Source organism: uncultured Rummeliibacillus sp. (assembly GCF_934216135.1).
In the GTDB taxonomy this organism is placed as follows: domain Bacteria; phylum Bacillota; class Bacilli; order Bacillales_A; family Planococcaceae; genus Rummeliibacillus.
In genome coordinates this window covers 1-22,038 of sequence record NZ_CAKQBI010000038.1, presented here as the reverse complement: position 1 = coordinate 22,038, position 22,038 = coordinate 1, and the positions used below count along the sequence as shown (strand labels likewise).

General features: G+C 34.1%; 17 protein-coding genes and 1 pseudogene. 3 read left to right on the top strand and 15 right to left on the bottom strand.

All coding sequences use genetic code 11. The annotated features are described in order from the left end of the window. Positions 1–137 precede the first annotated feature (137 nt). From odhB to dapF, 6 genes are all read right to left on the bottom strand, one after another. Positions 138–1,394 (bottom strand): 2-oxoglutarate dehydrogenase complex dihydrolipoyllysine-residue succinyltransferase, encoded by a 1,257-nt coding sequence (odhB, locus tag Q0977_RS16115; protein ID WP_299515771.1) that lies wholly within the window; start codon positions 1,392–1,394, stop codon positions 138–140. Positions 1,395–1,421: 27 nt separating this feature from the next. Then, positions 1,422–4,226 carry a 2-oxoglutarate dehydrogenase E1 component gene (locus tag Q0977_RS16110; protein ID WP_124218631.1) on the bottom strand — a complete coding sequence of 935 codons (2,805 nt, stop codon included), beginning with the start codon at positions 4,224–4,226 and terminating at the stop codon, positions 1,422–1,424. 243 nt (positions 4,227–4,469) lie between these two features. Then, entirely contained in the window at positions 4,470–5,879 is a 1,410-nt protein-coding gene (locus Q0977_RS16105; protein ID WP_299515768.1) for a HAMP domain-containing histidine kinase, read from the bottom strand. Further along, on the bottom strand, positions 5,876–6,556 hold the full coding sequence (locus tag Q0977_RS16100; RefSeq protein ID WP_119415470.1) for a response regulator transcription factor: 681 nt from the start codon (positions 6,554–6,556) through the stop codon (positions 5,876–5,878). The genes Q0977_RS16105 and Q0977_RS16100 overlap by 4 nt, the downstream gene beginning before the upstream one ends. 17 nt (positions 6,557–6,573) lie before the next feature. Then, entirely contained in the window at positions 6,574–8,598 is a 2,025-nt protein-coding gene (locus tag Q0977_RS16095; protein ID WP_299515766.1) for a diguanylate cyclase domain-containing protein, read from the bottom strand. A gap of 17 nt (positions 8,599–8,615) precedes the next feature. After that, positions 8,616–9,584 (bottom strand): diaminopimelate epimerase, encoded by a 969-nt coding sequence (gene dapF, locus Q0977_RS16090; RefSeq protein ID WP_119415467.1) that lies wholly within the window; start codon positions 9,582–9,584, stop codon positions 8,616–8,618. 604 nt (positions 9,585–10,188) lie between these two features. Between dapF and Q0977_RS16085 the strand changes: the two genes are divergently transcribed. After that, on the top strand, positions 10,189–10,737 hold the full coding sequence (locus Q0977_RS16085) for a GNAT family N-acetyltransferase (protein WP_119415466.1): 549 nt from the start codon (positions 10,189–10,191) through the stop codon (positions 10,735–10,737). A gap of 128 nt (positions 10,738–10,865) precedes the next feature. Here Q0977_RS16085 and Q0977_RS16080 read toward each other — a convergent pair whose 3' ends face one another. Further along, entirely contained in the window at positions 10,866–11,948 is a 1,083-nt protein-coding gene (locus Q0977_RS16080) for an undecaprenyldiphospho-muramoylpentapeptide beta-N-acetylglucosaminyltransferase (RefSeq protein WP_119415465.1), read from the bottom strand. A gap of 258 nt (positions 11,949–12,206) precedes the next feature. Between Q0977_RS16080 and Q0977_RS16075 the strand changes: the two genes are divergently transcribed. Continuing rightward, positions 12,207–13,571 carry an MATE family efflux transporter gene (locus tag Q0977_RS16075; RefSeq protein WP_119415464.1) on the top strand — a complete coding sequence of 455 codons (1,365 nt, stop codon included), beginning with the start codon at positions 12,207–12,209 and terminating at the stop codon, positions 13,569–13,571. A 42-nt stretch (positions 13,572–13,613) separates the two neighbouring features. On the opposite strand, the gene Q0977_RS16070 is transcribed toward Q0977_RS16075, so the two are convergent. The 7 genes from Q0977_RS16070 to Q0977_RS16040 form a co-directional block, all read right to left on the bottom strand. After that, a complete protein-coding gene (locus Q0977_RS16070) occupies positions 13,614–14,702 on the bottom strand; it encodes a Ger(x)C family spore germination protein (RefSeq protein WP_119415463.1) in 1,089 nt (362 codons plus the stop codon). Beyond that, on the bottom strand, positions 14,684–15,721 hold the full coding sequence (locus Q0977_RS16065; protein WP_299515761.1) for a GerAB/ArcD/ProY family transporter: 1,038 nt from the start codon (positions 15,719–15,721) through the stop codon (positions 14,684–14,686). The genes Q0977_RS16070 and Q0977_RS16065 overlap by 19 nt, the downstream gene beginning before the upstream one ends. Next, complete coding sequence (locus Q0977_RS16060) at positions 15,718–17,136, bottom strand: spore germination protein (protein WP_206426835.1); 1,419 nt, start codon at positions 17,134–17,136, stop codon at positions 15,718–15,720. The genes Q0977_RS16065 and Q0977_RS16060 overlap by 4 nt, the downstream gene beginning before the upstream one ends. Before the next feature lie 107 nt (positions 17,137–17,243). Continuing rightward, positions 17,244–18,155 (bottom strand): CAP domain-containing protein, encoded by a 912-nt coding sequence (locus tag Q0977_RS16055; protein WP_299515757.1) that lies wholly within the window; start codon positions 18,153–18,155, stop codon positions 17,244–17,246. A gap of 187 nt (positions 18,156–18,342) precedes the next feature. Then, positions 18,343–19,245 carry a GTP-binding protein gene (locus Q0977_RS16050; protein ID WP_299515755.1) on the bottom strand — a complete coding sequence of 301 codons (903 nt, stop codon included), beginning with the start codon at positions 19,243–19,245 and terminating at the stop codon, positions 18,343–18,345. A gap of 71 nt (positions 19,246–19,316) precedes the next feature. Then, entirely contained in the window at positions 19,317–20,828 is a 1,512-nt protein-coding gene (locus tag Q0977_RS16045; RefSeq protein WP_119415460.1) for a S41 family peptidase, read from the bottom strand. Positions 20,829–21,078: 250 nt separating this feature from the next. After that, the gene (locus Q0977_RS16040; RefSeq protein WP_199670691.1) at positions 21,079–21,288 is read right to left on the bottom strand and encodes a DUF3797 domain-containing protein; all 210 of its coding nucleotides are present in this window, start codon (positions 21,286–21,288) and stop codon (positions 21,079–21,081) included. A gap of 233 nt (positions 21,289–21,521) precedes the next feature. Here Q0977_RS16040 and Q0977_RS16035 point away from each other — a divergent pair, with 233 nt between their 5' ends. After that, positions 21,522–21,689 carry a hypothetical protein gene (locus tag Q0977_RS16035; RefSeq protein WP_164489650.1) on the top strand — a complete coding sequence of 56 codons (168 nt, stop codon included), beginning with the start codon at positions 21,522–21,524 and terminating at the stop codon, positions 21,687–21,689. Between the two features lie 272 nt (positions 21,690–21,961). Here the strand turns inward: Q0977_RS16035 and Q0977_RS16030 are convergent. Next, a pseudogene (locus Q0977_RS16030) lies at positions 21,962–22,038 on the bottom strand (purine-nucleoside phosphorylase); the annotation flags it as partial.

The following is a 22,038-nucleotide window of genomic DNA, read 5'->3' as shown; positions in this document are numbered from 1 at the left end:
AAAAAAGCGAGTATGAGAACGAATTGATTGTTCTCATACTCGCAATAAAAATCAGAAAGGACTTTTTCAGTGCCCTCATTAAAGGGTGGTCTGAGTGTAAGCGATAGGTTCGAAAAATCTCTATAAAGCTCGTCAGATTAAGATTCTAGTAATAAATCTTCTGGGTTTTCGATAAGGTCTTTAACAGTTTTTAAGAATCCAACTGATTCTTTACCGTTGATGATGCGGTGGTCATAAGATAATGCTACATACATCATTGGACGGATTTGGATTTCATCGCCAACTGCGATTGGGCGTTTCACGATGTTGTGCATGCCAAGGATAGCAGCTTGGTCACCGTTGATGATTGGTGTAGACATTAATGAACCGAATACACCACCGTTTGTAATAGTGAAAGAACCGCCTTCAAGATCTTGAAGTGATAATTTTTTGTTACGAGCTTTAGTTGCTAAATCAGCAATTGAAGCTTCGATTTCAGCAAAGTTTTTGCGATCAGTGTCACGAACGTTTGGTACAACTAATCCGTCTGGAGTAGCTACTGCAACACCGATATCAAAGAATTTGTTGTAGTGAATTTCATCACCAACAATTTTAGCGTTAACTGCTGGGTATTTTTTAAGTGCAGCAGTTACAGCTTTTGTAAAGAATGACATGAAGCCTAGACGAGTACCATCATGTGCTTCTTGGAATGCTTCTTTTTTACGTTTACGAAGTGCCATAACGTTAGTCATGTCAATTTCGTTGAAAGTAGTTAGCATTGCAGTATTTTGAGATACTTCAAGTAAACGTTTTGCAGCAGTTTGTTGACGACGAGTCATTTTCACTACTTCTACACGTGATTCATCTACAGCTTTTGCAACTGGTGCTGGAGCAGCTTTTGGAGCTGCTGGTTGAGCAGCAGGAGCCGCTGGAGCTGCGTTATATGCAGCAACGTCTTGAACACGTACACGACCTTGTGGGTCTACTGGTGAAACTGCAGCTAAATCGATGCCTTTTTCACGAGCTAATTTACGAGCTGCTGGACTAGCAATTACTCGTTCTGTAGAAGAAGTTTCTTCTACTACTGGAGCTGCAGCAGGTTTTACTTCTGCTTTTGGTGCTTCTTGTTTTGGAGCTTCAGCTTTTGGTGCTTCTTTTGGAGCTGGAGCTGCAGCAACTGCGCCTTCTTGAACTCGTGCGATTACAGCACCTACTTCTACTACTTCGCCTTCTTGAGCTAAAATTTCTGTAAGAACACCAGCTTCTTCAGAAATGATTTCAGCGTTTACTTTATCAGTTTCTAATTCTACGATGAATTCGCCTTTTTCTACAGGGTCACCTACTTGTTTAACCCAACGTACGATTTCACCTTCTGTAATTGATTCTGCTAATTCTGGAACGATAATGTCTGCCACTTTATTTTCCTCCTTTAGTAGTTTGCACTATTTACGAGCTACTGCATTTTCGATGACGATTGCTTGTGCTTCTTTATAAGAATCTGCATCGCCTTCAGCAGGGCTTGAATGTTCTGGACGTCCAATATATACAACTTCTTGATCTTCCTTAGCTAAATCACGTAGGAATGGATCTGCGAAGAACCAAGATCCCATGTTTTTAGGTTCTTCTTGTGCCCATGCAAGTGTTTTAACATTAGGGAATTTTGCAAGGATTTCAGCAATTTCTTCTTTAGGGAATGGATATAGTTGTTCAACACGTACTAAGTGTAGGTGTTCAAAACCTTCTCCGTTGCCCACTTTTTCTGCGATATCGATTGCCATTTTCCCTGATGCAAATACGATTTTTTCAACTTTATCAGCATTTTGACCAGTTGTTGGATGTTCAATCACTGTACGATAATGACCAGTTGTTAACTCTTCAACATCAGCTGCTACGATTTGGTTACGTAGAAGTGATTTTGGTGACATCATAACTAATGGACGAACTGCTTCTGTACCAAGAGTTGCTGCATGATGACGTAATAAGTGGAAGTAGTTAGCTGCACTTGAAAGCATTACAACTGTCCAGTTATTTTCTGCTGATAATTGTAAGAAACGTTCTAGACGAGCGCTTGTATGTTCTGAACCTTGACCTTCAGCAGAGTGTGGTAATGATAAAACAACACCTGATTTAACGCCCCATTTAGAACGTGTTCCTGAGATGAAGTTATCGAACATTACTTGTGCCATATTCGCAAAGTCACCATATTGAGCTTCCCAAATAGTTAGCGCATTTTCGTTTTCTAAGTTATAACCGTATTCATAACCTACGATTGAAGCTTCAGATAATGGACTGTTGATTGGTGCGAAAGATGCTTTTGAACCAGAAATGTTGTGCAATGGAACAATTTCTTTACCATCTTTTTCATCATGAAGAACAAGGTGGCGTTGAGAGAATGTACCACGTTGAGCATCTTGACCTGTGATACGTACTGGATGACCATCTTGTAGGATTGTACCAAATGCAAGAGTTTCAGCATGACCCCAGTCAATTTTACCTTTACCTTCAAATGGATCACGACGACGGTTTAAGATTTTGTTTAGTTTTCTAAATACATTGAAGTCTTCTGGGAATGTTAGAAGTTCTTCATTCATTTTTTCTAAACGTTCGCGATCAACTGCTGTTTCAACTTCTTCTGTAAAACCATTTTTCACAGCTTCAGGCATTTCGTGGCTTGTAACTTTCCCTTTACCAACTTCTTTAACATGGTCAAGAGCAGCTTGTAATTCTGCCTTGATGTCGGCTTGTAGTTTAGTTACATCTGCTTCAGTTACAACACCTTCAGAAACTAATTCTTTACCGTATAAAGCACGTACTGTGTCATGATTGTGTACAATGTTATACATTTCTGGGTTTGTAATCATTGGTTCATCCATTTCGTTATGACCATAACGACGGTAACCGATTAAATCGATTAAAATATCTTTACCAAATTTTGCACGGTATTCTACTGCAAAACGTGCTACTTGAACAACTTCTTCTGGAGAATCCGCATTTACGTGAATTACTGGTACTTCATAACCTTTCGCTGGGTCTGAAGAATAAACAGTAGAACGTGAATCGAAGCGTTCAGTAGTAAATCCAATCATGTTATTCGCAATAATATGGATTGAACCACCAGTATTGAAACCTTTAGTACGAGAGTAGTTCAAAGTTTCAGTTACGATACCTTGACCAGCAAATGCTGCATCACCATGAACCAAGATTGCTAATGATTTTGAAGGATCTTGAACAGGAAGACCTGGTTTAGATGTATCATCTTGAGCTGCACGAGCTTGACCAGTAACAACTGGACTAACTACTTCTAAGTGTGATGGGTTATAAGCTAATTTAATAGTAGTACCATTTGGTGCTTTATATGTTGCTCCAAGGTGGTATTTTGCATCATTTGACCAACCTTTTGTAGCGATTAATGAACCGTCTTTCGGTACGAATAATTCACTAGGTACATGAGCAAAGTCAGCTAACATCATTTCATATGGTTTATGCACATTATGAGTTAGTACGTTTAAACGACCACGGTGTGCCATACCAATCATAATATCTTTTGAACCTTTGTCTTCAGAACGACGGATAATTTCATCGATTAAAACAACTAATGCATCAACGCCTTCAATTGAGAAACGTTTAACACCAACAAAAGTTTTATGCATGAATTGTTCGAAACCTTCAACTTTGTTTAACAAAGAAAGAATTTCTTTTTTGTCATCAGCAGAAAGTTTTCCGTTAAGTGTACCGTTTTCAATTTTAGATTGAATCCATTGTCTTTCTTCTTTACCTACTACATGATTAAATTCATAAGCAATTTTGCTTGTATAAATTTCTTTCAGGTAATTTATGGCATCTAATCCATTGTGAACGTTTACAGGAATTTCGTTTAATAATACTGATGCAGGAATATTCGCTAAATCCCCATCAGTTAGTCCATAAGTTGCCGCTTCAATACGAGTAGTATCTTTTGTTTGGTTATTTAATGGATAAATATCAGCAGCTAAATGACCATGTGCGCGAATCGCATCAGCGTATTTTACTGCAGCTAAAACTTTCTCAATATTACCTGGAGCGACATTTGTAGTTGTTTCAATTGTTTCTACTACAGGTGCGCCATATTGTTCAAAAAGTGCCACAAGATCTGCATCTACTTCTTCAGGAGATGTTAAGTATAAATCATACATATCCATCACATAGCCAAGGTTTGGACCTGAAAATGCAGACCATGGTGAGCTTGCAAGTGAAACGTTGTTTGACATGAGAATTACCTCCAAGTTTTTTGCCAAGTGGCAGTTCCATTAATTAAAAGAATAATTCTGAAATCCACTATATATTTTACAATTCTTCCTGCTGAAGATACACGTATGTAATGTTACATGCTGGGAAGAACATTTTTCCTTTCAATCTTACTACTCTTCACAAATAATTCAATATTTTTGTTGAGAATTGAGCAATTTTTATCTCGAATGATGGAATTCTTGAATAAATCTTCAAAAAAAGAGTTATTTTTTAGAAGGTAGTATCACTAAGAACTTTGTTCCTAAACCCAGTTTACTGGTTACAGTTACTTCACCGCCATACTTATTCACTAACATTTTGACAATACTTAGTCCTAAGCCAGTGCCACCTTCATCTCTTGAACGTGCATCATCTACTCGATAAAACCGATCAAAAATATGTGTTAAGTCATTTTCTGCGATGCCAATACCGTTATCTTCGACTTCGATTTTGCAATGCTTCAAGTCATTTGTCAAGTTTATTTGAATAGATGGATGGTCATTAGAATAGCGAATTGCATTTTGTAATAAGTTACGTATTATTTGCCCAAAAGCATTTTGGGAAATCAATGCAAAATTACTAGTAAGTTTTTGGTGATTCACATTAACCGTTATATCTGGATAAAGAATTTTCTGTTCTTGAATAATTTCATTTGTTTCGGCCAAAATATCGCATGAATTATCATGATCATGATATTCACCTCTGGCTAGTTCTAGCATTTCTCCTATCAAATTTTTCATACGTTTAATTTCTGATAATGAAATTTCAAGTGACTCATTTAAAACTTCTGGTTCGTCTTTTCCCCATCGTTGTATCAAAGATAAATGACCTTCAACAACCTGAATAGGGGTTCTAAGCTCATGCGATGCATCTGAGATAAATTGTTGTTGTAAAAGAAATGACTGTTCTAGTTCTCCCATCATTTTGCGATAAACTCGTAGTAAATCACCTATTTCGTCTTCTCTGTTATATATCATCTGTATTGGCGCTTCAAAGCCTTCTTCGGCAACAGAAATCATCTCTTGTCGCAAATTATGTAACGGTTTTAACAACACATTTGCTAAAACATAGCCAATATATGCTGACAAAACTAATGCACCTAACCCAGATATTAACATTGCCATTAGTAAATAATTCATCAATGATTGAAAAGCCGTTAATGGATGTGTCAATTGAATATATCCTTGGAAAAATCCTATTTCTATTTTGCCCGTTGCAACAAAACTTTCTATCCCCTCAATTTTCTGCTTATCTACAACATAACCTTGAAGAGGTACACTCTTTGGTATATCTGGAGTTTTAGAAATCGTATCATTAATACGTAATATCTCAATCCCGTCTTTATTTAGAATCCGAACGGTTTGGCTTTTGTCAATAATTGAGTTCATCAGACCTTTATTTGATCTAATATCATCAATAGTGATTGCATTTCCTTCTGATTCAAAAAACACGGTTAAATCATCCATTGTCCGATTAACTGATTGCTGTTGCTCAGATAATAACCAAGAGTGTAATGACCAATATAATACCGAACATATGATGGTAAAACTGATGAAAATAACAAAAGCGGACGTTAACGCCCACTTTGTCTTCAAAGATTGATTTTTTATAGAAACATTTACAAACTTTTTCATTCTCTCATCACATACCCTACTCCTCTTACAGTTTCAATGTAAGAACTTGCTTCTTTCGGAAGTTTTGAACGTAGATGTCGTATGTATACATCTACGACATTTGTTTCTACATCCGTATGGTATCCCCAAACGTTTTCTAAAATTTGATCCCTAGTACAAACTCTATTTTTATTGGAAATAAGTAAGCACAATAAGTCAAATTCTGTCTTTGTTAACTCTAGTAACCGATGATCAATATATGCACTATAAGCTTCTTGGTTTATAGTAATATTCTTAAATTGGAGAAGTTTTGACTCTTTCTCTAATTGGTTCGTTCTTCTTAAAATAGAACGTATGCGTGCAAGTAACTCTTCAATTGCAAATGGTTTAACAATATAATCATCTGCTCCCGCATCAAGACCGGCTACTCGGTCCATCACTGCATCTCTTGCAGTAATTAGAATTATCGGCACATCAGAATGACTTCGAACCCTTCTACAAATCTCGATACCATTTAACTCTGGAAGCATGACATCTAAGAGAATAATATCAAAATGTTTTGTCTCATCAGATGCAATTTGTAAACCTTCCCGCCCATTGTAACTAACTGTCACGTCAAACTGCTCATGCTTTAATTCTAGTTCGATGAACCGTGCAATATTTTTTTCGTCTTCTACTAATAATATATGCTTTTTCATATCGTTCGCCACCATTTCTAGTTATCGGCATAATGATAAGAATCTTTTCCTGATACTCTTTTAGCATAATATAATGCTGTATCCGCTTTATCTAATAATGTTGAAATTTCTTTCCCATCTTCTGGATAACAGGCAATACCAATAGATGATGTTGGAGAGAAGTAATTCCCATCAATAATCCATCCATTACGAAGTACTTCTTGAATTCTTCTAATAGCTTGTTCAATTTGTCTATTTCTTTTATCAACTGAAGTGGACATTTTAGTTAATAGAACAACAAATTCATCGCCACCTATCCTTGCGATAATATCAGTATCCCTTAAACTTGAAGATAAAGCCTTACCAAAATGTTTGATAAATTCGTCACCAATATCATGCCCATATACATCATTAATTCTTTTAAAATTATCGCCATCGATAAATAATATAGCAATAGAATTTTCAGTTGAACATGCATCTAGTGCAAATTCATCGAACTTTTCTAACAAATATCTTCTGTTTGGTAACATTGTTAAACTATCATGATAAGCAAGAAAGCGTAGCTGTTCTTCCATCTCTCTACGCTCAGTAATTTCTCTAGCAACAGATACTAATTGATATTCTCCTCTGTTTCCTAAATCACTGACAGCAGAAATTTGAGATTCTAACCAAATGCTTTTGCCTTCCTTTGTAAGAATCTCTAACTCTAATTTTGTATTGCCATTTTTCTTTATATATTCTATTTCATTTGTTAAACTTGCACGGCTCTCTTTAGACAATAACTCAAAGTAAATTTTACCTAATAGTTCTTCTTTTTCATAACCAAGTCTTGCTTCATGAATCGGAGAAACATATTGAATGATCCCATCCTCGGTTGTTATAACGATACAGTCATTTGTATATTCCGTGATTAGTCGGAACAATTTTTCAATATTACGTAAATTTGTAATAATCGACTTCTTATCAGAGATATCAAAACTAATTGCTAAAAATTCTGTTATCACACCATTGATGTCTTTAACAGGTACAATCGTTGTATCTACCCAGTAGTACTTTCCATACTTTGACCGGTTGCGTATTTCACCACGCCATATATTCCCGCTTTGAATGGTATCCCATAAATTCCGGTAAAATCCATTAGTATGTTCACGTGAATTTAGGAGCACATTTGATTTCCCAATAAGCTCGTCTGAATTATACTGTGTTTGTTCTTCAAATTTAGTATTAACAAACTTTATAACACCATTTCTATCGGTGATGCATATATTTGCTGCTACGTTCAAAGCATCTCTATAACTATCTAACAATAATGTTGTTTCGACTAAATCCTTTTTCAACTGTACTTTACTATTGAGTTCTTGCCACTGAATGCTTATGGCAGCAACTTTATTTTCCATAAAAACAGGAGAAAAACTAACAACAAAATTCCTCATTTCACCTGAAGGCTTTTTATGTGAAAAAATAACAGAAGAAGAACCTTGACCAGCAAAAGTATTTTCAATATGGTGCATATACTTTTTGACATCATTAGAATTAATGAAATCTAATTTCAAAAATTCTTTTCCTTTCGAAACGTCTTTAAATAGATTTTCGCAAGCTAAATTCATATCAAAAACAGTAAGATCTCTTAGTAATATGACAGTAGGATCAATCTTATCTTCAAATAATGATTGTAAAAACAAATACTTTTCTTCTAACTCTTTCTGTTCAGATATATTTCTTGTAACTGCTAATATATATGTATGTTCCCCTTGAAAAATAGGTGTACAAAGTGTTTCATTTGTATACCCATTATCAGAAAATAAATAAAAATCACGAAATATGGTTGAATGTTTGGTAGAAATTGCTTTCAGATAATAGTCTTTGATGTTTTGTTGTCTAGTATTCATAAGTACTTCTGACATAAATTTACCTTCTGGATTAGTAGTAAAAACATTTTCAGCAGCTTTATTAATATAAATATATTGAAAATCATTCTCTACTTGTTCCATCAAAAAAACAAAACTATTATTTGCTTGATAAAGTGCGTTAAATTGCACCTTCGTTAAAAAGACGTCTGTCATATTGACACCTCACAAAATCAAACTGTAAATTCTGTAGCTAATTTTCCTTTTGTAAATTCGATAAGTGCATTATAAGCCTTTTGTTCCCCAGTTTCAGTTATATTAATATAAGAATAATTTTGATTTTCTATTGATAATTTATATTTTGAAACAAATGTTGCATTTCCAACTAATTTTAAATGATATTCCCCTTGTTGTTCTTTCACCAAACATTGTACGAATCCACCGGGGTTAAATACTGTGATTTTCTCATCATTCGTATGTTTTAGCATTTTGGATACTAAGGCAGAAGCTGTCATCGCAGTGCCACAAGCATTTGTAAATCCTACACCTCTTTCAAATGTTCTAACATATATCTCATTTTGGCTTATTGGATATACATAACTAACATTAACCCCATCTGGACAAATAGGATTCTCACCGTTTAAATAAGTTGCTAATCGTTCTTGATGTGTTGGATTTTCTATTTTTTCCTTTGGTACAAAAGCGATTAGGTGAGGATTAGGCACGGATACAGCTGTAAAAGCGATATGTTCATCTAATTCACCGTATATTTCATTGATAAAAGTGGTTTTATCATCCACTTCCATAGGCAATGAAGAAAGTTCAAACGATACAGGTGCAATTTCAACAGCATATGTAGGTACCCCATTAAATAACGTTTCTTCTTGTTCAACATGCAATGTCGCTTTCATCGTCTCGATTAATCCTTCTGAAACACCGTTCTTTTCTAATACATACCGTGCTACACAACGTAAGCCATTACCACACATAGATGCTTCAGTGCCATCTGCATTGATCACGCGCATTTTAGCCAAACCTTTTTTTGAAGGAGCTACTAAAAGTAAACCATCTGCACCACCATGATTTGTATCTTCACAAAGCCATTTGGCCAATGATACCCAATCATACAATGACTCATCTTTCGTTTCATAAATATAGAATGTATTTCCAGAACCATGCACTTTCAATAAATCTAATACCATCAAAAAACTCCTCCGTTCTCTATTCCATCATAATTCTATTGCTATTAGCATACAACTGATTTGTTAACGTCGCAAAGTTAAATATCCACAAATTTCTATAGAAAAATAAGGTAAAAATAGTTACCTCACGGCTTAAAAAATGATTATATTTAACTATATTCATTTTAAACTATCATGAATATTATAGTATTTTACAAATAATGAGTATACTTTCAGTAAATTTAGATAATTAATAAAAAATAATTCACATTCATTTTAGCAAAATTTTGTTATTAATTAAAATAGTAAAAAAATTTTCCGGAAAGCAAAATGTTCACATTAGCTGTTCACAATTTATATATTTTTTTGTGTTTTTTTAAAGAAAATAACTGTTTTCCCTTTGCTTTTTTCTTAAATCTTAGTATAGTAAAAGTGCAAAATAATTTCATAAGTGATTCCTATTTTTTATAGAGTCAATAGGGAAGGCAAATGGTGCGCCACCAGTGATAACTGGTTCTAGTGGGTTCGATTCCCACCCCGAAATTTTTTATGAAACATTAAATGAAAAATTTCGAGCGGGATAGAACTGTATTAGAAGTTCACCCCAGAGAAGGAGGCGTTCAGTATGATTAAACAACGTGAATTACACGAATGCAATGAGCTATTCGAGTTGTTAAGTCACCCATCTGTCTTCCCTTTTGTGCGTCAAAAGGCAAAGACAGCAGATGAATTTTGGTTTATGACAAGCCAGTTAATGGAAGATGAAGAAAACGGCAAGGTGGTTTCTCGTACAATTACAGATGATTGGGGGCAACCAATTGGCACAATCACTCTTTATGATGTACAGGATGGTGCTGGATTCTTAGGCACATGGATTGGTGCTCCTTACCAAGGAAAAGGTTACAACCAAAAAGCAAAAGAGTTATTTCTGAAAGAATTATTTTTTGAATTGGATTTTCAATGCGTCTTTTTGAAAATCCGAAAAGAAAACACAAAATCCCTTCGTGCTGCTTCAAAACTTGGTTATGTTATGGATGCAAAAGAAAGTCATCCATCTTTATATGAAGAAATAAACCAAGGTGAAAAACAGTTTGAATTATTAAAAATTCAAAGGGATACATTTTACTTCTATATGGCAACTCAAAAGAATGCTTCAGCAGAACAGGCAATGTAAAAATGGTGAAAGTGGGGATTTTGATTTGCTTACAAAATTGAATAAAAAAGACCATTTAGTTGCCTATCGAGAGGCGACCTAAATGGTCTTTTTGTTTCTACATAATTTCTATTAATACATATAGACAATCATAAACGTTTCGCATATTGCAGGATTAAATCTACCATTTCATCTGGTGTTTTTGGCGATTCAGCTTCTCCCATATTTTTGATAAGGGAATGCTTATGATCTTTTAATGTATTCATCGCATTCATAAAACTTTCGTTGTTTAGTTCATCTTCTTGTAATACTTCCGCAATACCTTGCTCAAAGAAAAGTTTTGCATTTAAAATTTGATCACCACGTGATTTTTGTAAAGATAATGGAATAAGCAACATTGGTTTTTTAAGTGCCAAAAATTCAAAGATTGAATTGGAACCTGCTCGAGATACGATATAATCTGAAGCATATAATAGGTCCGGCAATTCAGTCGTTACGTATTCAAATTGCTTATATCCTGGCATATCTACAAGTGCTTCATCTAAATGACCTTTTCCGCATAAATGAATAATATTATGATCCTTCAATAATTCCACCATATTGGAACGTACAGCATCATTGATAAATTTAGAGCCTTGACTTCCCCCCATAATAAGGATTGTTTCTTTCCCGTTTTGGAAGCCGCACATATTAAGTCCTTTTTCTTTTGTTCCATCAAATAATGCTGGACGAATAATAGAACCAGTACATGTTGCTTTTTCAGCTGGCAAATGCTTTAATGTTTGTTTAAAAACTGTGAAGATATGAGAAGCAAATGGTAAAGAAAGTTTGTTTGCTAAACCAGGTGTTACGTCAGATTCGTGGGATACAACTGGAATGCCAGAAAGTTTGGCTGCCATGACAACTGGTACAGAAACAAAGCCACCTTTTGAAAATACAACAACTGGTTTTACACGACGCATAATCGTTAACGCTTGTGAAATCCCCGCAAGAACACGGAAAGGATCCGTAAAGTTTTTCATAGAAAAATAACGTCTTAGTTTACCGCTTGAGATTGAGTGATAAGGAAGATCAGGGAAAGCTTGACTGATTATTTCTTTTTCAATTCCCTCTTTTGAACCTATATAGTGAACATCATAGCCTTTTTCTAAAAAAGATGGTATTATTGCTTGATTAAGCGAAACGTGGCCTGCTGTACCGCCACCAGTTAATATTACAGTTTGTTTAGTCATAATAAGATACTCCTATTCTATTTAAAAGCTAAAGCAACTCTATAAGACTCTTTCATCATTGAAATTTTAGTCTATACTCTTTTCGATTTTCACAATCTTTTGAGGAGTTACCTGCTATAGCCTGACAACTTAATCGGCGAAACACATGAAAAATAATATCTTGAGAGTGTGTCGCTAAAAACTAAATTCAAATACTTATTTTACTATACGAACAACTATAATAAAAGATACATATTAAAAATATGGGAGATGTAAACTTTGCATGAAACAACTACGATAAGAGCAAAATGGATTCTTATGCTAAAAATTGTATTTCCTATTCTTATCACCCAAATAGCATTATATCTGATGTCATTTTTTGATGTCTTAATGTCAAGTAAATATAGTACTGCTGATTTAGCAGGTGTGTCGATTGGTTCTTCTATTTGGATGCCTGTTTATACTGGTTTAGCAGGCATTCTGGCTTCTATCACACCTATTGTAGCACAATTAGTTGGTGCAAAAAGAGTGAAAGAAGCATCATTTCGTGTACAACAAGGCTTTTATGTTGCTATTGTATTAGCATTCTTTATTTTTTGTGTGTTTATACTAGCGATTGACCCTATCCTCTCCAAAATGTCTTTAGAGCCTGAAGTTTATCGTGTCGCTAAACATTATCTATTAGCCATGTGTTTTGGGATATTCCCACTATTTATATATAGTAATCTACGCTGTTTTATAGACGCATTAGGACAAACTAGGGTCTCTATGACAATTACATTATTGGCAACGCCTATTAATATTGTTTTCAACTATTTATTGATATTCGGTAACTTTGGTTTTCCAGAGCTTGGCGGTGTTGGAGCAGGAGTAGCTTCCGCCATTACTTATTGGATTATATGTGGGATTGCAGTATGGATCACAAAAAAACAAACACCATTTTCAGATTTTGCTATATTTTCAAACCTACCAAAGCCAAATTGGTCAAAATGTATGGAAATCACAAAATTAGGGTTACCAATTGGCTTGTCTATTTTTGCTGAAGGAAGTATTTTCTCAGTAGTTACCTTATTGATGAGTAATTATGATACGGAGGTAATTGGTGCACACCAAATCGCGATGAATTTTGCGAGCTTGGTATATATGATTCCATTAAGTATTTCAATGGGAGCTACGATTTTGATTGCTTATGAAGCTGGTGGGAAGCATTTTAAAGATGCAAAAACATATAGTTTAATCTGTATAGCGACGGCTGTTTCATTTTGTACAATTTCTTTAACAGTCTTATTAACTTTTAAGGAAAAAATTGCAGCTGTGTATACTAACGATCCAACTGTTGTTACATTAGCATCACACTTTTTAACATATGCAGCATTCTTTCAGCTCTCTGATGCTATTCAAGCGCCAATCCAAGGCGCTCTCAGAGGCTATAAAGATGTGAAAATAACATTTATAATGGCTCTCATTTCTTATTGGGTTATTGGTTTACCAGTAGGGTATTCATTGGCCAATTTCACCAATGTTGGACCATATGGCTACTGGATTGGATTGATTTCTGGATTAGCCGTAGGTGCCATTACACTTAGTGTTAGACTACACTTTGTTCATCAAAAAATGAAACAAATAGAATCTCCCTCTCTTTGAGGGAAGATTCTTGTTTTAATCACCTTCATAAACCAATCCACATTATTTTAATATTCCAGAACGAATAATTTTCACATCTACATTTGTTTGAATATCCAATGTTGAATAAGTATCTTTCCACTTTCCTTCTTTCCATATATTTGAACCTTTAGCCCTTACTTTTCTTCCAATACCAATCGGATCTGAGGATGCATCCTGACATTTCTTAATCATTTTATTCATATTATTTTGTATTTTCTTCGATAAAAATTTTTCTAATTGATACTCTATCTTCTCTTTCCCTAAATGATCCGATGGAAACTCATCTATATTCACTTCTATTTTCACGTTAATAGTGATTCTTTTTGAATTGCCCTGTTGTTTTATTTTCTTTTTTAATCGAATAATATCTATTGTTAGAGGTGTCTTTTTATCGTCCTCTTCATATAAAAACGTCATTCGAGCAGTATCTGATTTTCCTTTTGCTAATAAATTCAGTAATAGTGATTCTTTCGTATTTAATATAGTTCCTGTGAATTTCCGTTGATTAAACAGAGCAAGTCCTGCAGCTATAGGAGTTCCATGAGCCTCATCTTTTTTTAAATATGGTATAGCCAAATCGATTCCTTCATCAAAAAGCCTTGAACCTGCCTGTTGTAAATCTAAATCTTTTGGAAATATAGTATCTCGTTCCATACTTTCTATAAAATTTTCATAAAATTCACCAACATCTGAAGGCAACGGCTCTTTTATAGATAAAAAATCTTTCGGAGATCCCTTTGTAATAGCAATTTTAGAATTAATCGGATTTTGTGGATTACGATAATAGACATCTAAATATGGATAGATATCATCATGTGCTGTTTCTTCTGCTATTAAAAGAACTGTGAGTTCAGACAAATCAATTGTCTGGTCCATTTTCATATCAGCTTTGTTTCGAGTATCTCTTGGAGAGACTCCTTTAGTTTCAATTACTGTAAATTGAGTTGGATCACTCGCAGAATTTGGATATACATAATAGGATACTAATTCCCCCATATGCCCCTCAAAACCAGCTACAGAAATTACTGACAAGTTTTTGTATAATCGTTCATCCCAACATCCAGCGAGCAACAAAACACTACATAAGCAAACTATTGTGACTTGTCGCATTTGGAATCTCTCCTTCTATTAAATAAAATAATTATCATAGGTAGTATGATGGAAAATGGGTAGAATAAATAAATAAGATATTTACGAATAAATTCCACTTGTCCTACTCCAATGAAAAACAAAGGAGCAATCATAATAATTCCATGTATGATAAATAACAAAGGTTTGGGATTTTTCCCTTCTTGTGTAGATAAAGCAATTCGTATATTAAAGAGAAATAAATTAATGGTTACCAAACTCCATGCAAGCCAAATATAGATAAAGAAGATATCAAGTCTTTTCACAAACGTTACCTTTTGCGATTTTAAGATGTACAGAATGGGATCTGGTATTAATCGAATTTCCTTTAACATAAAGTAAAATTCAGCCCCTATAACCGAAGCCCCCATAAATATCGAAACGATAAGATGGAATATTAATATGGGTTTTCCTTTAATCTCTTCATCTTTTAAGACATTTTTTCTCAACATTAGATAGCTTTCAATACCTATAAAAGCTGTTAAACTATAATGCATGCCTTTTAGCCATTGAGGAACTGTACTTGTCCCAATCGGTAAAATATTCGAAAATTTCAATTCGTGAGTCGCAAGTAATATAAAAACAATAAATATAAATACTAATGGTATAATCAATACCCCTAAGTTTACTGTCGTAGAAGGTCTACTTAAACTGATATATAGAGTAACGAGAACAATAGCCAATAATGAGTAGAATGGTGGCATATTTTGAATGATCCACACGTTTAATGTATATTGCATATAGCTTAAAAAACTAATAATTACGACTAGCCAATACAAAATATAAATCCATTTTGTAATTTTGCCCAATCGGAAAAATTTATAATTTTTTTCGTAAAAGAAAAGGAGCAAATACATAAAGATAGATGCAACTCCGAACATGATCCATGCATCTCTTCCACCATAATCAATTACACCTTGTTGAAATGAAATGTATATAACTCCTGTTTCAATAAAAAATAGCATTAAAAAAAATTGAATTTTTGTTAATTTAAAATTCATTTCTTTCTTCCTTCCGGATCAAACGAACTTGTTTGTGGTGAAGGCTTAACAAATGGACCTCTGACAAAAATCTGTTTGATCTTTTTGGGTTCAAATGGGACGATTGGTGAAAAGTAAGGTGACTTTAAAGAATGTAAATTGAGTAAATGTATAAATAGTACAAAGCCTCCAATTACAATACCAAAAAAGCCGGCTAAAGCTGCCGCTAACATAAAAGGAAAGCGTAAAATTCGAATTGACATATTCATTTCAACGGATGGAACAACATAACTTGAAATAGCTGTTAACGCTACTATGATTACCATCATATTAGAAACAAGACCTGCAGTTACAATTACATTTCCAATTACTAAACCACCGACGATACCGATTGTTTGGACAATCGCTTGAGGCAGTCGTACACTAGCTTCTCGAATCAGTTCTATAATAATTTCCAGTATCATCGCTTCTATAATTGGACGATAAGGTATTTCACTTATATCTAGTCTAAGTTTTTTACTTAGTTCTATTGGTAAAATCTCAAAATGAAAGCTAACAATCGCTATATAAAATGCTGGCAAAAATACCGCAGTTAAAAAACTGAATACCCTAACCATTCTGTAAAATGATCCTACCAATACTCGTCCATTATAATCATCCGGTGATTGATAAAAGGAAAAAAAGGTAACTGGCCCTAGTAATACTGTTGGAGAGATATTTGTAAAAACTGCAATCTTCCCTTCCACAAGATTTGCAAATACTCGGTCAGGTCTTTCCGTATTTAACATTTGAGGAAATGGTGAATATACCGACTCCTCCAAATAGTCCCCCACTTCTCCTGCAGTATATAAAGATTTCGTTTTTTCTTGCATCAGTTTTAACTTACTTTCTACTTCAGAAACAGATTGTTGGTTTGCTACGTTATCTAAATACATATAATAAACATCGGTTTTTGTTTCTTTACCAACTTCCATTTTGTTTACAACTAAGTTAGGCATGCGTATTCTTTTTCTAATAAGCCCTATATTCACATCTACATTCTCTACAAATCCTTCATGTGATCCTCTGAGAATATGTTCGTTTATAGGTTCATCAGGTGAACGATGTGGAATCTCAGGTAAGGTAAGATGTACCATTTGTTTTTCTGTCAATAAAAGGATAATTGTTTCCCCATGACAAATATAATCAACAAATTTCTCCATTTGAAATGGTTCCTTAACCGCAGCCATTGTTTCTGTCCATTTTTCTTCATCTACAGACGCTTGAACTTTTAATACATTTATCTGGTTTTGAACATCACTTTTATTGACCATAGAACTGTAATAACACAAAATTGCATATTCTTCGTTCGGCCATGAAATTTCTTTTGCCGTAAAATCGACAGAATTGTAAAAGGTAGATTTTAATTTATCAATCATGGATTCAAGTAGTAACAAAATCTGTCCTCCTTTTCCTCCAGTATGGAAATAAAATAATTATTTTAAACAAAAAACCAGCCATCATGATGGCTGGTTTTAAAATTTATTAAACTAGTATTATACTATTATTTTTGGATAAATTGTTGTGTCCAATAGTTTCCGTTTGCTGAATAGCCTACACCAATATGAGTGTATGAACCATTCATGATATTAGCACGGTGTCCTGATGAATTCATCCATGCTTGTACAACTTCTTGTGGTGTTTTTTGGCCTTGAGCAATATTTTCAGCTGCTGCTTTATATGAGATTCCAAAAGATTTCATTTGGTCAAATGGTGATCCATAAGTTGGGCTCGTATGAGAGAAGTAATTATTTTTAGCCATATCATCTGATTTTGCTCTAGCAGATTTCATTAATGTTGTATCAGCTTGTAAAGCCGGAAGTCCTTCTTTAGCACGTTCAGCATTTGTTAAAGTAATCACTTGTTGTTCAAATTGTGATACAGATGAGCTGTTTGAGTTTGTTGTTGTTGAAGTATTTGAACCAGTGTTTGTGGAAGTTCCTTTATCTGAAGTTGTGTTTTGTGTTGTTCCTTTGTTAGAATCTGTGTTTGTTGTTGTTCCTTTATCTGATGCAGTGTTTTGTGTTGTACCTTTGTTAGAATCTGCGTCGTTTGTTGTTGTTCCTTTATCTGATGCAGTGTTTTGCGTTGTTCCTTTATTAGAATCTGCGTTTGTTGTTGTTCCTTTATTAGAATCCTTATTTGTGGCAGTTCCTTTGTTTGATCCTTTAAGTGAAGCTAGATATTGATTAAGTTCAGCTTTCGTCATTTTCTTTACTTGGAATGGGCTTTTAGTGTTATTGTTAACTTTCACCCAATTATACGCTTTGTTATATTGCCAATTATTATTTGACACTGAAGTTTGCTTCGTTGCATCATTATTGACTGTTTTAGCCGAAGCATCGATTGCTCCACTTGAAACTCCCACCATCATTAGTAGGCTTAATGGTAATGCCCATTTTGTCATTTTTTTCATCTTGCATTCCTCCTTGTCTGTATCAAGCTTATCGTAAATATCAGACAAAAAATTGCCCAACGATTACCACTTTCTCCAAAGGGGTTCTCATTGGGCAATATTAAAGGATTTTGTTTGGGATTTACTTGAAGTCTATCTGCTTATTGCTAAGTTTAAAGGGTTGACATATTCATAATTTCGTAGATTATTATTGCAACCCTGGTACTTTCAATTCATTCACATCTTCACCAATAATAACTAAATTAGGTTCCATTCGGATGTACTCAGGTAACCATTGTGTTAATCCGTATGCATATTGGAATAACATAGGGTTTTTAATCCCCTTTACGGGTACATAACCCTTCATACGATAAATTGTTTCTGGAATTGAACGCACCCAGTCTTCAAATTCTTCTTGTGTAAAATCGGAAGTTTCCGGGAAAGTAACTAGTCTTGAACTTAAATGAAGGTGATGGCCTAAATCCGCTTTATGGATATCTGTTGGTCTAGATGTTGCATGTAGGTTATTTAAGAACTTTAAAGGTACTTTTGCATTTACGGTTTGAATAATTTGAGCATGTGGATTTAAACTTTGTAATTCAAATGTCACTTTTGCACGTTCTGCTTCTGTTAGTAAATCTATTTTATTTGCCAAGATTAAATGTGCATGACGAATTTGTTCTAAAAATAGAGAACGAGTTTGTGGAGACATTTTTTCTCGTTCTAACCATCGTTTACTATCAGCTACAGTAATGATACCTTTAATATTTAGCTGATCTGCAAATAGTGGCGAATAGACTGCATCCATCGCTTCTACAGGATGTGCTGCACCAGTTGTTTCTATTATAAGTACATCAAAATCAGATTCTACTAAAAGTGATTGGATTTGCGCCTCTGTTTTTTCAGCGCCAGAGCAACAAATACATCCATTCAACATTTCTTTTAAAGGAATTCCTTCTTCAACAGCTTGCGAGTCAAAATTGAGCTTTCCTAGTTCATTCATAATCACTGCTGGTTTTAGACGTTGTTCTTTTAATTGTCGGATAATATCTACCAACATTGTTGTTTTACCACTACCTAAAAAACCACTAAATAAATATACATCTTTCATATAATTTCAACTCCTATTTCTGTAACAAGAAAGAGCTGACAATTTGCCAGCTCCCTCTGTCTTATTCTAGCCTATTTCATTTCTGCTTTTACGATTGCCATTGCTTTTTTCAATTGTGGATCTTCGTTTTTAATCTTCAATCGAAGTTCTTCCATTAAAGCATAAGTTGTCTCACCTTTTAGTACGCCAGTTACTTTTAACTTATGGTCTTGTTGGAATCTTTGAACAGCTAATGTTGTTGAAGCATCATATAAACCATCGAGTTTACCTGGTTCATACCCTACTGCTTTTAACATTTTTTCAGCTGCTTTGACTTGATCAGATAGAGATCCTTCTTTATACGTTTTATCTGTACTAATGTATGGCAATGAAGCATAGCTTGGATAATTTACTTTGTAATTTGGTTGAATTCCTTTTTCGTGAATCCAATTACCCTTTGGTGTTAACCATTTAGCGATTGTATATTTTAGATTAGAACCATCTGAAAGATTTTCAGCTGTTTGCATAGTCCCTTTACCAAATGATTTCTCACCTACTAATTTGACATTAGAAGATTCGCTTAAGGCACCTGCTAAAATTTCAGAAGCTGAAGCACTACCACCATCGATTAAAACAGTAACAGGTACTTTCACTTTTCTTCCGTCTTTTGCCGGAACTACTTGTTTTTTACCGTTACGATCTTCAAATTGTACAATCGGTTCTCCGGTTTTCACAAATAGGCTTGCAATGTCTTCTACTACATCGACTAATCCACCTGGATTTTGACGAACATCAATAACTAGACCTTTCATACCTTTAGCTTCCATTTTGTCTAATGCGCTTAATAATTCTTTATACGTATTATCTGAAAAGCTAGTGATTTGGATATGAGCAATTTTGTCGTTTTTCATTTCTGCATAAACTGTTTCAACTGGAATATCATCACGAGTTATTTTCATCGTAATAAGTTTGCTAGCTCCACCACGTTGAATTTGTAAAGTAACATCTGTTCCTTTTTTACCTCGGATTAATAATACAGCTTCAGAAGCTGTCATACCGTCGATACTTTTGCCGTTAACCTTTTTAATAATGTCGTTTGTTTTAATCCCTGCTTTTTCTGCAGGAGAATTTTTAATAGGCGACACAACTACAATATGTCCATCTTTTTCCTGGATTTCTGCACCTATTCCTTGGAAACTAGAAGAGATACTTTCATTAAATTGAGTTGCTTCCTTTTTATTCATATAATCTGAATAAGGATCTCCCAGTGCACTAATCATCCCGTCTACTGCACCGTTTACTAATGCATCTGTATCAATGTCTTTGTAATAGCTTTTTGATAGTTCATCATAAGCATTAAATAATTTTTGGAATTCAGTATGAGCAGGTGTACGAACTTCTACTACCTTTTCTTCTCCAAAAGTTAAAGCAAAGATTGTGATACCTGAAGTTGCAAGAATCAAAACCATAATCATCATGATAAAAGCAAATGGTTTCATACGTATGTATCTACCTGCAGGTTTTACTTCTGGAACTGGGTCAACCTGTTGCGTTTTTTGAGATTCATCATTTTGTTCTGGGTCAACTTTTGTTTTATCATCCATCTTGTTCACCACTTTCAATCTAACAGTGTTTAAACACTACTTATACCATAATATCAGGAATTATGCCCTACGAAAAGAAAAAGACTATCAATTTCCTTGATAGCCTTTAGAAAATTTTCCTTTTTGCTTTTATATAACTGCTTATAGCGCTACTTTAAGCTAGCTTAAATGTATGTAATTTAATTACAATGAATTACTCTAATATTTGTGCTTTATAGGAGATATCCATCAATTGAATTAGATTGTTCAATTAGATTTTCTCAACTTTTAATTTGACAGACCACCCACATTTGCATATACGTTCAAACGTACCTAATTTACCGTTGTAATCCATTGATCCAATATTTTTACTACTTCCAATACGTTCACTCCCACATCCTGGGCAAGTACCATAATCATCAATCAGTTTACTTACAAGATTCAGGCTGTTGTATATTTCATCCTTATATTTGTAACTCAAAATCCCTCTCCCTTGTATTTGTATTTTTGTTCACTCACCTTTTTAGGATATTCAAATATTTGGGGACTGTGCATGTACATTGTGATTAAGATGGAAAATAAAGTGCTAGGAAATACGTTACATATTCTATAGCTCTATTTATAGACATAAATATAAATTGTATATTTTTCTATATTTATTTATAAATACTATATTATATGGTATAATTATACAAATGAAAGGAGGTGTAATAATTGGACGATTTTCTTACTACATTCGCCTTTATACCAATTTTATTTGTCTTATTATATTTTGCTGCAATTATATTTGTTTTTTATTTCATGGTGAAAGTCCTTTTGAATCAGAAGGAAATAAAGAGCTTTCTAAAAGATATTTCTGACAAGCTAGATCAAAATGGTTAGAAGGGGAAACCCTTCTTTTTTGTGTCACAATATTCCTCTACAGTTCTTCACCAACTTTATTTCATTCCTCTTGCAACCGTTCAGCAATTGCATAAACTACTGCAGCAAATGAAGCTAGAGTTCTTGAATTTTAATCATTTTGATGGATAAACGTTGAAAAAAGACAAAGCAAAGGCAAGTGACTTATTAAACGACATTTTATAAATCGTCGTTTTTTTGGTCGCTTGCCTTATTTTCTGCTTTTGCTTATGTCTTAAAATTTGTTATATAAACTACTCTTGAATAGCCGCTTCAAGTGCTACAACAATCATGTCATTGAATGTAGTTTGGCGTTCTTCTGCAGTTGTTG

Excerpts from the sequence above, each read along its gene's own strand:
- Q0977_RS16095 (WP_299515766.1), bottom strand. The coding sequence starts at position 8,598 with ATGACAGACGTCTTTTTAACGAAGGTGCAATTTAACGCACTTTATCAA.
- Q0977_RS16110 (WP_124218631.1), bottom strand. The coding sequence starts at position 4,226 with ATGTCAAACAACGTTTCACTTGCAAGCTCACCATGGTCTGCATTTTCA.
- Q0977_RS16080 (WP_119415465.1), bottom strand. The coding sequence starts at position 11,948 with ATGACTAAACAAACTGTAATATTAACTGGTGGCGGTACAGCAGGCCAC.
- Q0977_RS16085 (WP_119415466.1), top strand. The coding sequence starts at position 10,189 with ATGATTAAACAACGTGAATTACACGAATGCAATGAGCTATTCGAGTTG.
- Q0977_RS16055 (WP_299515757.1), bottom strand. The coding sequence starts at position 18,155 with ATGAAAAAAATGACAAAATGGGCATTACCATTAAGCCTACTAATGATG.
- Q0977_RS16065 (WP_299515761.1), bottom strand. The coding sequence starts at position 15,721 with ATGAATTTTAAATTAACAAAAATTCAATTTTTTTTAATGCTATTTTTT.
- Q0977_RS16105 (WP_299515768.1), bottom strand. The coding sequence starts at position 5,879 with ATGAAAAAGTTTGTAAATGTTTCTATAAAAAATCAATCTTTGAAGACA.
- Q0977_RS16070 (WP_119415463.1), bottom strand. The coding sequence starts at position 14,702 with ATGCGACAAGTCACAATAGTTTGCTTATGTAGTGTTTTGTTGCTCGCT.
- Q0977_RS16100 (WP_119415470.1), bottom strand. The coding sequence starts at position 6,556 with ATGAAAAAGCATATATTATTAGTAGAAGACGAAAAAAATATTGCACGG.
- Q0977_RS16050 (WP_299515755.1), bottom strand. The coding sequence starts at position 19,245 with ATGAAAGATGTATATTTATTTAGTGGTTTTTTAGGTAGTGGTAAAACA.
- dapF (WP_119415467.1), bottom strand. The coding sequence starts at position 9,584 with ATGGTATTAGATTTATTGAAAGTGCATGGTTCTGGAAATACATTCTAT.
- Q0977_RS16045 (WP_119415460.1), bottom strand. The coding sequence starts at position 20,828 with ATGGATGATAAAACAAAAGTTGACCCAGAACAAAATGATGAATCTCAA.